The organism is Pantoea sp. AS-PWVM4 (assembly GCF_000468095.1).
GTDB lineage: Bacteria > Pseudomonadota > Gammaproteobacteria > Enterobacterales > Enterobacteriaceae > Pantoea > Pantoea phytobeneficialis.
Window position 1 is genome coordinate 149310 of the sequence record NZ_ASZC01000004.1, and the last position, 14632, is coordinate 163941.

The 14632-nt window shown below is 53.1% G+C and carries 12 protein-coding genes; 8 read left to right on the top strand and 4 right to left on the bottom strand.

Features of this window, described 5'->3' with window-relative positions; translation table 11 throughout:
• Positions 1-13: 13 nt before the first annotated feature.
• From L579_RS05340 to L579_RS05360, 5 genes are all read left to right on the top strand, one after another.
• Entirely contained in the window at positions 14-946 is a 933-nt protein-coding gene (locus L579_RS05340) for a LysR family transcriptional regulator (protein WP_021183254.1), read from the top strand.
• 189 nt (positions 947-1135) lie between these two features.
• Positions 1136-2347 (top strand): MFS transporter, encoded by a 1212-nt coding sequence (locus L579_RS05345; RefSeq protein ID WP_021183255.1) that lies wholly within the window; start codon positions 1136-1138, stop codon positions 2345-2347.
• 44 nt (positions 2348-2391) lie between these two features.
• Positions 2392-3891 carry an amidase gene (locus L579_RS05350; protein ID WP_021183256.1) on the top strand — a complete coding sequence of 500 codons (1500 nt, stop codon included), beginning with the start codon at positions 2392-2394 and terminating at the stop codon, positions 3889-3891.
• 11 nt (positions 3892-3902) lie between these two features.
• Complete coding sequence (locus L579_RS05355; RefSeq protein WP_021183257.1) at positions 3903-4250, top strand: RidA family protein; 348 nt, start codon at positions 3903-3905, stop codon at positions 4248-4250.
• Between the two features lie 4 nt (positions 4251-4254).
• Positions 4255-5502: an NAD(P)/FAD-dependent oxidoreductase gene (locus L579_RS05360; protein ID WP_021183258.1), complete on the top strand. Its 1248-nt coding sequence runs from the start codon at positions 4255-4257 to the stop codon at positions 5500-5502.
• Between the two features lie 78 nt (positions 5503-5580).
• On the opposite strand, the gene L579_RS05365 is transcribed toward L579_RS05360, so the two are convergent.
• Positions 5581-6510, bottom strand: a complete 930-nt coding sequence (locus L579_RS05365) for a LysR family transcriptional regulator (protein ID WP_021183259.1) — start codon at positions 6508-6510, stop codon at positions 5581-5583.
• Positions 6511-6596: 86 nt separating this feature from the next.
• Here L579_RS05365 and L579_RS05370 point away from each other — a divergent pair, with 86 nt between their 5' ends.
• The gene (locus L579_RS05370; protein ID WP_021183260.1) at positions 6597-7517 is read left to right on the top strand and encodes a carbon-nitrogen hydrolase family protein; all 921 of its coding nucleotides are present in this window, start codon (positions 6597-6599) and stop codon (positions 7515-7517) included.
• Positions 7518-7773: 256 nt separating this feature from the next.
• Here L579_RS05370 and L579_RS05375 read toward each other — a convergent pair whose 3' ends face one another.
• Entirely contained in the window at positions 7774-8907 is a 1134-nt protein-coding gene (locus tag L579_RS05375) for a hypothetical protein (RefSeq protein WP_152521869.1), read from the bottom strand.
• A gap of 71 nt (positions 8908-8978) precedes the next feature.
• On the bottom strand, positions 8979-10022 hold the full coding sequence (locus L579_RS05380) for a C1 family peptidase (RefSeq protein ID WP_021183263.1): 1044 nt from the start codon (positions 10020-10022) through the stop codon (positions 8979-8981).
• Between the two features lie 439 nt (positions 10023-10461).
• On the opposite strand from L579_RS05380, the gene L579_RS05385 reads away from it, so the two are divergent.
• Positions 10462-11163 (top strand): hypothetical protein, encoded by a 702-nt coding sequence (locus tag L579_RS05385; RefSeq protein WP_036625206.1) that lies wholly within the window; start codon positions 10462-10464, stop codon positions 11161-11163.
• A 58-nt stretch (positions 11164-11221) separates the two neighbouring features.
• Here L579_RS05385 and L579_RS05390 read toward each other — a convergent pair whose 3' ends face one another.
• On the bottom strand, positions 11222-12892 hold the full coding sequence (locus L579_RS05390; protein WP_021183264.1) for a DUF4091 domain-containing protein: 1671 nt from the start codon (positions 12890-12892) through the stop codon (positions 11222-11224).
• A 453-nt stretch (positions 12893-13345) separates the two neighbouring features.
• On the opposite strand from L579_RS05390, the gene L579_RS05395 reads away from it, so the two are divergent.
• Positions 13346-14611 carry an ABC transporter substrate-binding protein gene (locus L579_RS05395; protein WP_051337939.1) on the top strand — a complete coding sequence of 422 codons (1266 nt, stop codon included), beginning with the start codon at positions 13346-13348 and terminating at the stop codon, positions 14609-14611.
• Positions 14612-14632: the final 21 nt, after the last annotated feature.

Here is a 14632-nt window from a genome sequence, read left to right on the forward strand (position 1 = left end):
CACAAGGATCAGCATGAAAGTACGCCACTTGCAGGAAAACTCGGTACGTTACTTCCTTGAAGTGGTGCGCTCCGGCTCACTCAGCCTGGCGGCTCAGAAACTGAATGTCGCCGCTTCGGCGATCAGTCGCCAGATTAGCGGGCTGGAGGATCGGCTGGGCGAAACACTGTTTGAACGTCGCAAGGAAGGGATGATCCCCACCGTTGCCGGTGAACTGCTGGCGGCGTGGGCGATCCGCACGCAACTGGAAAGTGAAAAAGTGCTGCACGAGCTGGCGGAACTCAATGGATTACGGAAAGGCGAGGTGCGTATCGACAGCTCCGCCGGTTTCAGCGTCGATTTTTTGCCGATGATGATCGCCTCCTTTCGCCGCCACTATCCCGATATCCATTTTCGCCTGCATGTTACCCACGCCGAAGAGGTGGTGCGGCGATTACGCGAGGGGGAAAGCGATCTCGGGCTGACCTTCAGCCAGATCCCGGAAGAGAATATTCACGTTGCCTGGCGTTTGCAGTCACGGCTGGTGGCGGTGATGCCACCGGACCATGTGCTGGCGAAACGCAGCGGCCTGCAATTGTCGCAGCTCAGTGGCTATCCGCTGGGTTTGCCGGAACGTCCGATCATGTTGCGCCGCCTGTTTGACGCCTGCTGTAGCCGCCAGGGCATCACCATCTCCCCGGTGTTTGTCACCAACTCCATCAGCGCCCTGCTGGCTTTTGTGCGTTATGAGCAAGGCGTGGTGGTGGCCTCCGAAATGACGGTGCGGGAATATATTCGTACCCATAATTTGTGTGCCGTACCGCTGGTGGGTCAGGATCTGCACGGCATCAATATCGAACTAAATACCCTCGCGGGACGCAGTATGCCGAAAGCGGTAACCGCGTTTATCGATCATTTTATTCGCGAAATGGACGCCTTTCCGTTTATTTCCGCCGTCACATCATAACCGCCACTTATTAAAAACCGCGCTGAGGGGCTGATTTTACCCCTTCAGGATAACCATGACTTATCATGGCGTTATCTTTGCCTTTTTGATATCGCTGGCGTGAAAAAGTTGAAATGGTGATAACCCTGAACGCATGGCAGGATGAATTTGCGTTGCGAAATTCAATTCACCGGTTATTAAGGAACAGCCATGCGAGATTCATCGTTCTACCGGCACTGGGTGGTTATTTTGCTGTATATCGCCTGGTGTATCGCTTTTATTGATCGCGTTGTCTTGAGTATGGGCGCACCGGCGCTCACCGCTGAGATGCATCTCAGCCCGTCTGAGCTGGGTTTGGTGTTAAGTGTGTTCTATTTTGGCTTCTGGCTGATGCAACTGCCGGGCGGCTGGCTGGCCGATCGCTACGGAGCCAAGATGGTGGTGATTATGGCAATTGGCTTCTGGTCGCTGTTCACCCTGCTGACCGGACTGGCCTGGTCACTGGCCTCGCTGTTGGTGATTCGCCTGCTGTTTGGTCTGGGCGAAGGTGCCTTTCCTTCTGCGGCGATCAAAAACGCGGCGGAAAACTACACCACGGAACAAAAACCGAAAATCACCTCGCTGCTGGTCTCGTCAAATTACATCGGCAGCATGATCGCCCCGCTACTGATTGCCCCACTGCTGCTGCATTTTCACTGGCGTCACACCTTTATGCTGATTGGGATTTTGGGCCTGGCGTTTGTCCTGATATACAGTCTGACGGTGCGTAACACCCCGGCCAGTGACAGTCAGCAATGTAGCCGCATCAACCTGAGTGACGTCAAAAGCGTCATGAAACATCCGCTGTTGTGGAAGATTGCTGCGGTGTGGTTTGGCCTCAGCCTGATCAACAAAGGCCTCGACTCCTGGATGCCGGTATATCTGATGACGGAACGCCATCTTGACCTCAAAGCCGTCGGCGTATTGTTGCCGATCCCCTATCTGATGGCCGGTATCGCCACTGCCATCGGCGGTTGGGTGATGGTGAAATTCTTCAATGGCCGCGAAAACCTGATGTTGCTGTTCAGCGCGTTATTTACCGCCATTGCCATCGGCTGCATGTACCGGGCGGAAACCCTCACCGGGGTGATTATCGCCCAAGCGTTTACCTACTTCTTTAAATCCTTTGTGCTGGCGATCGCCGTCGCGCTTCCGACCAAAATTCTGGCGCCGCGCATGGTGGGTTCGGGCATCGGGGTGATCAACTTTGGCGGCCAGGCGGCCGGATTTATCGCCCCACTGGCGATCGGCCTGATGGTGCAACATTTCAGCTTCGGGTCGGCATTTCTGTTCCTGATGGGTGCAGCGCTGTTCTCAACCCTGATGAGCCTGACCATCCGCACCGAGAAAACAAGCACCCAGGCAATTATGCCGACTCCGTAACGGCGCGATAAATCGCGCGGGTTTAATTGATAAAGGATCTGACGATGGAAACGTTATGCGATCTCCCGGCGAGCGAAGCCCGTCGGTTAATAGGGGAAAAAAGCATTGCCCCAAGTGAATTACTGGAAAGCTGTATCAACCGTATTGAACAGGTCAACCCCGCGGTTAACGCGATGGTCGCCTGTGATTTCGCCGCCGCGCGTGCCACGGCGCAGGCGCAGGACAAGGCGGTACTGCGCGGCGAACCGCTTGGCCCGCTGCACGGTTTACCGCTCGGCGTCAAAGATATGATTGATGCGGCCGGCCTGCCTACCACTTTTGGCAGCGTGGCGAAGCGCCACAACCTCGCCCCCCAGGATGAACGTCTGGTGGCGGTGCTGCGTGCCGCCGGTGCCAACGTGGTGGGTAAAACCAACGTTCCAGAATGGGGTGCAGGCGGTAACTCGCGCAACGCGGTGTATGGCACCACCGGCAACCCGTTCGATACCACCCGTTCAGCGGCAGGATCGTCTGGCGGTTCAGCGGCCGCGCTGGCCTGCGGCATGGTGTCGCTGGCGACCGGTTCCGATACCGGCGGTTCGCTGCGTAACCCGGCGGCGTTTAATGGCGTGGTGGGATTTCGCCCCACGGCAGGTTTGATTCCGGCAGAAAAACGCGGCTGTGCCTGGCTGCAAATCTCCACCCTTGGCCCGATGGGACGCACGGTAGCGGATGCCGCACTGATGTTAAGCGTGATGCAGGGCGAGGATGCGCGCGATCCGCTCTCCCATGTGGTGCCGGGGCGTCAGCTACGCCAGCCACAGGAGTTTTTCCCGCTACCCGCAACCGATTTGTCGTCGCTGCGCCTTGCCTGGAGTAGCGATTTTGGTTTCGCGCCTACTGAGCAAGGCGTTGCTGACAGCTTCCGTCAGAAGATGACGCATATCGCCCCACTGTTCGCCAGTGCCGAGCAGGCGACGCCCGATTGTCACGGCACCAATGAAGCCTTTGAAACGCTGCGCTCGCTGCTGTTTCTCACCGGCACGCGGGAGCTATATCAGCAGAATCCCCAACTGGTGGGGGAAAATGTTCGGATGAACATTGAGGAAGGCTTGCGCTACAGCGCGCTGGATATTTCCCGTGGGCTGGATCTGCAAACCCAGTTGTATCGTCGTTGGGAAGCCTTCTTCCACGACTATGATTATATGGTGTCACCGGCGGTGACCATCAGCCCGCGTCCGTGGACCGAACTTTACCCGCGAGAAATCAACGGCCAGCCGACGCGCACCTATTATCACTGGCTGGCGTTGGCCTATGTCACCTCGCTGGCGGGGCTGCCTTCCCTCTCCTTACCCGTTGGCAAGGATGCACTGGGAATGCCATTTGGTTTACAGATTATCGGCAAGCGCGGTGATGACAGCGGTGTACTCCGCGTGGCGCAGGCGCTGGAACAGAAGTTTAAGCACGATACGCAGTTGGCGCGGCCAGTGCCGGACCTTGACGCACTGCGTCAGGCGCGCCCCATCGCCAGCATGGCGGATTTTTATCTCCCTTTAGGCCAGTAAACGAGGATCGTATGAATTTACCTTTTTCCAAAGTGCGTCTGGTCGGTGACCAGGTGTGGTTATCCGGCGTGATCGGTTTTGAAGAAGATGGCACGCTGGCGGCGGAAGTCAGCCGTCAGACCGACCGCGTCATGTCAACTATCGAAGCCACGTTGCAAGAACAGGGTTGCACGCTGGCGGATATCTTCTCCTGCACCGTTTATTTAACTGACGCGGACTTGTTTGCCCCCTTTAACCTGGCTTATGCCAAATGGTTTAGCGATCCATTGCCAGTGCGAACCACGGTACTGGCTGGATTAGTGTTGCAGGAGGCGCTGCTGGAAATTACCGTGGTGGCACAGAAACCCAAAACGGAGTGAAGCGATGGCACATGATGTGTTAGTGCTGGGCGCGGGAATGGTCGGCGTCAGTTGCGCCCTCCACCTGCAACAGCGCGGCTACGATGTGGCGCTGCTGGACCGGCGCGAACCCGGCGAGGAAACCTCTTACGGTAACGCGGGGATCATCCAGCGGGAGGCGGTACATCCTTACGCCTTCCCGCGTGATATCAAGACGTTACTTAGCGTGGCAGGTAACCGTCGGCTGGATGTACGCTATCATCCGCGTGCCATCCCGGCGCTGGCGTCACCGCTGCTGCGCTACTACGCTCGCTCAGCACCCCGCGCTTATGCCCCGATTGCGGCGGCTTACGCCTCGTTGATTGCGTTGTCGATCGACACCCATGAAGCCCTGCTCGATGCGGCTAATGCCCGCCATCTGTTAGGCGAACGTGGCTGGCTGATGCTGTTTCGCAGCGATAAACAGCGTGATGCGGCCTTTGTTGAGGCTGATAACCTGCTGGCGCTGGGGGTGAATCATCGCAAACTGGATGCAGCCCAGCTGCGCGCCACCGAGCCCGCGCTGCGGGCTGAACTGAGCGGTGCGGTGTACTGGAGCGATCCCCTGACGGTGCGCGATCCGGGCGCGTTGGTAAAAGCCTATGCCGCCTTATTATTTGCTCGTGGCGCAGCCTGGCATCAGGGCAACGCGCAGACGTTGCGTCCGACAACTGAGGGCGGCTGGCAGGTTGATAATCAGCATGGCGAAGCGGTGAAAGCGCGTCAGGTGGTGGTGGCACTCGGTCCCTGGAGTCCACAACTTACCGGTGATTTCGGCTACCGTCCGCCGCTGTTTGTGAAGCGCGGCTACCATCAACATTTCCAGCCGGTCGCTGGCGCTACGCCACGTCACTGGATGCTGGATGAAGAGCGCGGCTATCTGGTGGCCCCGATGGCACGCGGGTTGCGTATCACCACCGGGGCGGAACTGGCGCATATTGATGCCCCCGCCACCCCTCATCAGCTCAGAGCGGTGGAACAGGTGGCGCGGCAGTTGTTGCCGCTGGGAGAGGCGGTCGAAGCGGAACCCTGGAAAGGTGCCCGTCCCTGCATGCCGGATATGAAACCGGTGATTGGCGCAGTTCCAGGACAACGCGGCATGTGGTGCGCCTTTGGTCATGGACATCAGGGATTTACCCTCGGCCCGGCCACCGGGATGCTGCTGGCAGAGATGATGCACGGTGAACGCAGCAGCATTGCGATGGAGCCGTTTAGCCCGGCCAGACGCTTCTGAATCCGTCGCGGCGCGATTTAACACTTCACCACTTCCGTAGCGGCGCGATTTATCGCGCGGTTTTTTCTGGCAGCGCGCTCAGAATTGCGCCGCTACATTGGGGGGAATGGCTTTCAACAATTCCCGCAGAATATTCCTGACCCCGGCCACCGCCGGGTCCCTCAGGCTGTCAGTTCGCCAGGATAACTCGATCGGATAATCGGGTAAGGCAATTGGACAGTGAACCAGCCGCAAATCAAACATCGTCGCCATAGCCTGAGCGGCATGGCTGGGTAACGTCACAATCGAGCGCGAACCTTTGATCAGATAAGGCACCGCCGAAAAGTGGGTCGCCGCCGCTTCAACCGTGCGTTTCAGGCCCAGCTCAGCCAGCACTTCATCAACGATCCCCACCACGCCCCCCGAAGAGATCAGAATATGTTGCAGTTGGGTGTAGTCACTCAGCGTCAATTCACCCGTTGGTGGTGCAAAGTCCAGTACACAGGCGTAACCATTGACCCCGACCAACTCTTTACTCAACGCCGCTGAGTTGCCACTGCCAGAAGTCACGGCCAAATCGACCATCCGGTTCATCAACATCCCGGCAGCGATGCGGCTGTGAATTTGTCGGAAGATCAGCCGCAGTCCGGGATACGCCTCTGCCACACGGTTGATCAGCTGGCGTGCCAGCGCGATTTCATAATCGTCGGACCAGCCTAACACCAGGGTTCTGCCCTCGAATTCCGCCTGTTCCCGCTGCGCCAGCGCCAGACTCTGACGACAGCGATTTAACGCTTCACTGACGATGGGTTTTAATTCCTCCGCACGACGGCTCGGGCGTAAGCCGCGCCCCGTGCGTTCAAACATAGGGTCACCATAAATTTTCCGCAACCGGCCCAGCGCGGCACTGACGGCCGACTGGGTGATGCCAAGACGCAGCGCAGCCCGGCTGGCGCTGCCCTCTTCATACAACGCTTCGAAAACTTTAAACAAATTCAGGTCAAGCGACTCGATATTAATTGTATTCATATCTGATAGTTATTTTTGAGGATTGATTCATAGCACTATACCAAGGTATATCTTGGCTTCAACTCCCCGCTCACAGGTAAATTGCCATGACATCCTCAACCGTGGCGGTGCTACAAATTGGCTCCGCACCTGAAGGTAAAGCGCAGACGTTAGAGAAGATTCTGTCTTATGAACAACAAATTACTGCCAGCCAGGCGCGCCTGGTAGTGATGCCCGAAGCCCTGCTTGGCGGCTATCCGAAAGGTGAAACCTTTGGCACCCAATTGGGCTATCGTCTGCCACAGGGACGTGAAACCTGGGCAGAATATTTTGCCAACGCCATTGATGTGCCGGGTAAAGAAACGGAGGCGCTGGCCGCACTGGCACAACGCACCCAGGCCGCACTGGTGATTGGTGTGATTGAACGTGAAGGCAGCACCCTGTATTGCAGCGCGTTATTTTTCGAACCGGAACATGGTCTGGTGGCAAAACATCGCAAGCTGATGCCAACCGGAACCGAACGCCTGATTTGGGGCCAGGGCGATGGTTCTACGCTGCCGGTGGTGGATACTCAGGCTGGACGTATCGGTGCCGCCATCTGCTGGGAAAACCATATGCCGTTGCTGCGTACCGCCATGTATGCCAAAGGGGTAGAAATCTGGTGCGCGCCCACGGTAGATGAACGTGATGTATGGCAGGCATCAATGCGGCATATCGCCCACGAAGGTCGCTGTTTTGTGTTAAGCGCCTGCCAGTTGCAACCCTCGCCAGCCGAATTGGGTATAGAGATCCCCGGCTGGGACAGCCAACGCCCGCTGATTCAGGGAGGAAGCGTGATTATCGGTCCACTTGGGGATGTACTGGCAGGACCGTTGCGCGGCAGCGAAGGATTACTCACGGCCCAAATCGACACCGATGAGTTGATTCGCGCCCGCTATGATTTTGACGTGGTCGGACATTATGCCCGCCCGGATGTGTTCTCGTTGGCGGTTGACCAAAAACCCAAAAAAACCGTCACTTTTCAATAAATCACCGTAGCGGCGCGATTTATCGCGCGATCTTTTTCCGGCATCGCGCACGGATCTGCGCGATAAATCGCGCCGCTACGCCAGTTGTAGGCAACCGTTCTGCGCCATAAACTGATCCACTGCCGTATGCACCAACCTGCGCAACGGCAACGCTTGATCCACCTTAACTGCATTGTGCGCATTGCGTCCTCCCTGCGGCTGAACCGGCAGCATAACAAAACCGCCCGGTTCATTAAACCGCAGGGAATGTTATTCGCTAGTAGTCAAGCCACTCCAGGGGGTGAGGCAACGCATGTCCCATAATGCGCTCGATCGTCTGCGTCAAAATGTCAATATTGTTATCAAACGAACCGTGAGTCGCTGCACTTTGATCATTAGCACGCGTAATTCGCACTTTCGGATCGCTTATTTGTATTGCTAATTTATTGCCGCTACCGAGCACCCCCCAACGATTTTGCCATATCTCGAGCGATGCCATCTCCTCTTCCGCCCATTGCTTTTTGTTGGCGTTAAATTTCGGATCTAATGCCCGACACATGCCCAGAATCGGCATATTAGGGTGATCATCAAGCGCCCGTGAAACCAGATAAAGAAGTGATTTTCCATACATCGGTACGTCGGCAGTTGGTAATCCATCCGCCTTTTCATTGTCGTCGCTCAGGTAATAGAGCCACAAATTAGATAATGAAAACAGCGCGTTATCCGCCGCAGGTAAAAACTTTTCTACAGCGAAACGCACCGAACAGGCTGCGGCATAAAGTGTCAGGGTAGAAATTGGAGGGGCTTTAGCCAGCAGATCATCACGTATAAACCGTTCCAACAGATGGCCCAATAAAATTGAACCCGCAGAATGTCCGATGCAGTGAATCTCCAATTTTGTATTAGTGCTGTTGAGGTTTTCCTGCAATATGATTAACTTTCTTGCCAATAAATCCAGTAACCGATCATTCTGCACGCAAGAAACTGCTGCCTCTTCAGCATTTTCACGCATTTCACTCCAGACACCTTTGCCTAACACCCGGGCCAGTGCTTCGAGCGCTAAATCCTTTGTTTCACCCAACTCATTAAGCCAGCCTGATGAGCGCAACCAGTTATCCGGTAAAACCTTTTTAGCCCAATCTTGCATGATATCGGTTAATGTTTCACCCGCCCCCGTTTTCCAGGTAAGAAATAACGGATAAATCCCATTGACAACGAAGTAAGGGGCCAAAACCCGAATACGCGTGATGGAATCGTCCTGATTATTGAGACCACCATGCGCATAAATTACCAGTTTCAGCGTGTGTTGATTAGGTTGCGATTTCAGCCATGTCAGAGGGTTCTCAACCACAAGTTGATGCGCATAACCGTCGTTATCTATGGCGGAGCGCGTCATATCACTAACATCCAATTTTCCATCGTTGCCTGATATCAGAGTGTGCTGGTATGCCTCTGTCGTTGTCCAGGGTTGATAAGCCTGAGTCAGAAAGGGATGGGCCAGGGGTCATTCGGGGGATTACCAGGCTGACGAGTAGCTCGGTCCAGTTCTGTCAACGAACGACTGCTGAGTCGGAAGGGTGAGGGCTTAACGGTCTGCAATATCCCGTTAAGTCTGACTTTTATCGGAACGCCTAATGCACAAGCCCAGCAGTCTGTTCCGTTAACGATCCAGTCATCATAGGTCAGAATAGCGAAGCCGCCCGCTCCCCATTTCTCACCCCAGGAGTTTTGTACAACAAATCCACTGTCGTTGTAGCCCACCATGGCGAACGAATGGCCGGAGAAAATCGGCTTCTTTGCCTGGCCAATTACCGGTATCTCCGCATGGCTTTGTGGGGCGGAGATTTTACGTTTTTTCAACGAGTTGAGATTTTCCCAACCATCGTGGACTTTGCAAGAGACATAGATGGCCCCAATTTCACTTATTGCTGCCTGCATATCTGCAATAGTCTGTCGGTCAACTCGATAATAGATACCTAACGGACGTCGCGCAGCGTTGTCTGCCCAATCCTCAGCCGGTCGTTGGAAAACCGCATTACCTTCCTGATCCAGCGTAAACGGCCAGCATTGTTCGCTGCATACACCGTGTTTTTGCCACCCCTTTAATGCTCCCCGACAGCTCGACCCCTGATACTCAGTTCCTGGCCACTCGTCATATCGCTTAGCCATCTCATAAAACATACGCGGACTGACTTTTTCAAATTGCTCACTTTCTCCATTTTCCTGGTGACGAGTCCACAGTAGATAATTCGCGACACAGGCCAAACCAAAACCAGTACATGCCCCTTCCCTCCCCTGATTAAGGATCAAACCTTGTTTAACATATGCCGGCAATCGCTCTTTGATGATCGCATCATCTGGGAAAATGGTGTTGAGGGACTTCAGTTGTGGTCTGAAGGGTAAATCACGAAAGTCGAAGCGGTCTGCCCGTGCATCAAGGGAGTGTAATGCGCTTTTATTAACATCCTGCGGTACATCTGTATCAGTTAACCCAGATTTATCGGGCACAACGGTATGTGTAACCATTTTTATCTCCTGGTCTGACTGCTATGTGTGATTAATTACTTTTAGATTGGCTTGAGCAGTGAAATCCCTTAGCTAAGAAAACACTCATTTACATAATCAACTAAATAAATGCATGGCTCTAAATAACAATCAAAACGCATATTGGAAGGCAGTAAGCGCACTATTTAGCAATCCAGGGGCGTGTAAAAAATTATCAACCTGGAGAGTGGCGATATAATAAAAAGGTTAGTCGGTTAATCATTCATATTAAAATCATTATCCATGCAATGACTTTTCGTGGTCAACACAGGCAGGCGAGCATCTATTTTTACATGTCCATGATGCAATGCTTGTAATTTAAATTACAAGCACATTAATTAACACCCCTCTGAGAAGAAATCGCTAAAAATTATTCATATAAATAAAAGAGGTTTATATGCAGATTAGTAATGAACGGTTGATGTTAAGCATCGGTGTTATAGGCATCGCCTATTTGGTCTACCTCTCCGGTGTCCAGGTTTGTGAGCCGAGTTCCTTTCAGGCCGCGACAGTGCGAATCGTACTGAGTTTATGCTCTGCCCTTATAGCAACAGTGATCACTGGTCGGGTAATCGTTAATGCACCTATCCCGGGTGTTGTGAACATCAGAGCCGGAGGAGCAATTGCAATTTTTGTATTAGTTTTTATTGTGAACCCACTCAAATTATCTGAAGCAAAAATGGACGCTTCATTCTCAAATGAAACATGTCACGGAAAACTACCACCGGGTAAAAATGTTAATGGGAAAGAAATTATTAAAAAAGACAGCCTCCCCGAAAATCTTAATCCCGACACGAATCAATTATCCCCTGCCGATGCACTTGGACGACCTGTCAGATTTAACTTTTATTATCAATTCGACCCCTATCCAGGCACCCGAAACTGGGTGCAGGTGCAACGGGGAATATGGATAGAAATGTATCCCAACCCTGAGATCACAACTATTTTTCGCGAGATTGGTCGGGAAACTGTCGATGGCTGCCCGGGTACAATCGTTACACAGATTAAAACACAGCTATTTAAAGTGTTTATTCCTGATCTGGGATGTAAAATGATGTGGTTACGTTTTCAATATGATGATATTCAGTGGCGATGGTTAGGACATATGAACGATGTTACATAAAGGCTAAAAGGCGTTGCTACACGAAATCCCCGTTGTATGCGTAGCATACGCCTTAATATCAACGTAAAGCTAACTCAATAGCTTTATTAATTTCAGCACGTAGCTGCAATAACTTCTGCGCATCGGCCGGCCACGCTTTGAAGGTAATACGCATCCCCATCACGTCATCAACCAACGCCTCAACGGCCGCACGACCTTGCAACGCTTCCAGACATTGCAAGGCGCGCAAATCCTGCATCGCTTCCAGCAGCACCTTAAGGCGAATCGAAGGCAGCGGCGTGAAGTCTTTGCCGGGATAAACAAGGAATGGATCACCTGCCGGGAATGCCTGCAAACCATCGGTAACGGCAAAAGGATCGATTGCCTCACGCGACAATTCGCTGTTGTAGAAGTTAAAGCCCCAGTGCAGAAACCCTTCAATCCGGTATAGCCAAAGCTGCACCCCGAGGATACGGTTACGCAGCGACGGTTGCGCCATAAAACGGTTAGCCACATCGAGATACTGGGCGCAGCAATAATACGTCCACAGGCCTGGCACCTGATTTTCGAGGAACGGCTCCAGATGGTCAGAGGCGGTGACCGGTTTTTCCACCAGGCCAAGGCGATAAAAGTCATAATCGGACAAGGCATCCAGCGTACGGTAGCCGGGAATTAACGGCCGCAGCAGATCGCTGGCTTTACGGTAATTTTCCAGATGTTGATCGGTCGGTTCATCGGAAATATGGAACCACACCCGATCACGCAGACCCTGCTTGTCAAACCACGCCGTCAGTTGTGGTATGAAGGCGCTGAGGAATTGCCGCCACTGCTCACCAAAGGCATCGGTATGCCAGCCAAAACGTGCCTCACGGCTGCCATCCGGCAGTTGTACCGCAATATGCGGCGCATGCGCCGCTCCCCATTGGGTAAAAAAGTGGGCGATCTCAAAATCGCGGATGCCCTCGGTACGGCATAAATCTACCCAGCGGGCCAGCCGTTCAAAGCCAAAGCGATAGCCACCCTGCCCGTCATCAAAGACGTCAATCAGTTGCACCTCAGTACGCACCGTCCCTGGCGCGGTATCGAGCGGTGGCGTAAACAGCGGCGTCAACATCATATTGACGCCATGCGCCACGGCACTTTGCACAAATTTGCGCACCGCCTGCCAGTACTCCTCGCTGAACACTGTCAGTTGATAGTAATTCGCCAGGCAATCGGTATGAATCCATTCGGTATGGTAAAGCTGTTGTGCAGGAAGAGTGGCAGGTAACACCGTCACCACCAGTGCCGCTTCACTCATCACGCTGTTCTCGGCTTCTTCATATAAGCGCAGCGTCATTGTATGTTCGCCAGGCGGTAAACCTTCCGGCGGCGGTGTCAGGCACAGCCACAACGCGCCCTGATAATTGCAGGTGATTTGCATGGTCGGGCCGGTCACCGGCATCAGCAGATCGGGAAACAGACCTGGCTCCGTGGTCAGATAATGGTCATCCACGGTGTTGTAGCAGGGTAAATGTCCCGGCACAGACGTGACCTGATACACCTGCAACCACGGTGCTAACTCCCCTTCAACCGACCAATGCAAAGTGCGTCGCGTTTTGCGCTCGGTGGAAGGTAGAAAATATTGCGCCTGAAATGAGAGTGTCTCATTGGCGAGAATGCTGGTTGTTGCCAGTTGCTTTACGTCGGCAATTGTTTTTTGGTGAAACATTTTTTCCAGCGACGAAGTCAGCCGCAGATGTAACGTCATGGTTCATCCCTTACAGTGTCAGAAATTTTGCAATTTAATAACACGCAAACAGACAAGAAAAAATAGAAAAAAAAGGTAATAAGAAAATAAGATGACGCAGCTCGCAAAACATAATATTTTCCTGCCAATAGCGAAAGCAGTGCGGAAATAAAGGCGTCAGCCTGGTTTTAATTACAATTATCAACCTCCGGTAAAACCTCTTAACAGCGTCAAAAAAAAGCCTTGCTAATTAGATCATTAGCTGTCTCCAGACCTTTCGATTCATTCTTTTTGTTACGAAAACAGGGCTCAAAACCCGCAAAAAACCTTTCGATTTCGAAAGATCGAAAGGAAAATCATGGGTTGTGCTTACACTTTTTCGTTGTTGACAGCCAGATTACGGATGGTTTACAAAATCATTTATCCACACCGGGTCTTTCCAGAGAAATACTTCTTATTGATGAGGGTTGTGTCATGCTGTCTGCTAAAAACAATAAGTCTCACGCCAGACCAGTAATTTCCGGAATTGCATTAGCTGTCGCACTTTTAATTCCTGCACTCAGCCACGCCGCAGATAAAATAACCTTACGTTATGCAATATGGGATCGTAATCAACTTCCTGCGGAAGAAAAAATTGCGCAATCATTTGAGAAGGCCAACCCGGATATCAATATTGATATTGAAGTGGTGCCTGCATCTCAGTATTTCGTCAAACTGGACTCTGCCGTCGCAGGGGGCGTCGCACCGGACATCTTTTGGGTCAACATGCCCTACTTTATCCAGTATGCGCAGAACCACGTCCTGGCCCCGCTGAACGGCTACCTGAACGATAAATCGGTCGATCTTAACAACATCGTTGCCAGTTCGGTGAAGGCCTATCAGTTTGACGGCAACCAACTGGCGATTCCGCGTGATGTGGATGCCATCGCTGTCTGGTACAACAAAAAGCTGTTTGATCAGGCTGGCGTCAGCTATCCGAAAAAAGGCTGGACCTGGGATGATCTGAAAACCACCGCCACCGCGCTGAAAGCCAAACTGAAGGGCGATGCTTTCCCGCTGTATATGGACCTGAGCAATGACGGTCAGGAAAGCTACCTGAACCTGCTGTATCAGAAAGGCGTCCATATTGTTCCGACCAATGGCCAACCGACGGATATCGCCAGCGATAACGCCATTTGGGTTTACCAACAGTTGCAGCAAATGATGAAAGGCGGCCTGCTGCCGACTGCCAACCAGATGAGCGAGCTGAAAACCGACTCGGTGTTTACCTCCAACCGCGCGGCAATGGTGTACGCCGGTTCCTGGCAGGCGGCCCCATTCGCCAGCAACCCACAGATTAATGATCATATCGGCGTGATCGAAATGCCACGCATCGATAAAGAAGCGGGTGTGGCGCACAGCCTCGGCTTCGCCCTGTATGCCAACGGCAAGCATAAAGATGCCGCCTGGCGTTATGTCTCCTTTATGGCGCAGAAATCCTCACAGGAGGAGCTGGCCGCCGCGGTGATCCCCGCCAACAAACAGGCGATGCCTGCCTGGGCCGCCAATATTAAGCAGGTCGATGTTACCGCCTATCTCACTGCGCTGGACCACGCCACCGCTTACCCGACGGCAGGCACCAATACACCGAAGTGGCAAAACATGTGGATCAGCAGCCTGAAGAAAATCTTTATGGGTGCGGATGCCAAAGAAGAGATGGATAAATCGGTGAAGAAAATTAGCCGGGTGATGGAAAAGTAAGACGCAATCCGTAACGGTGCG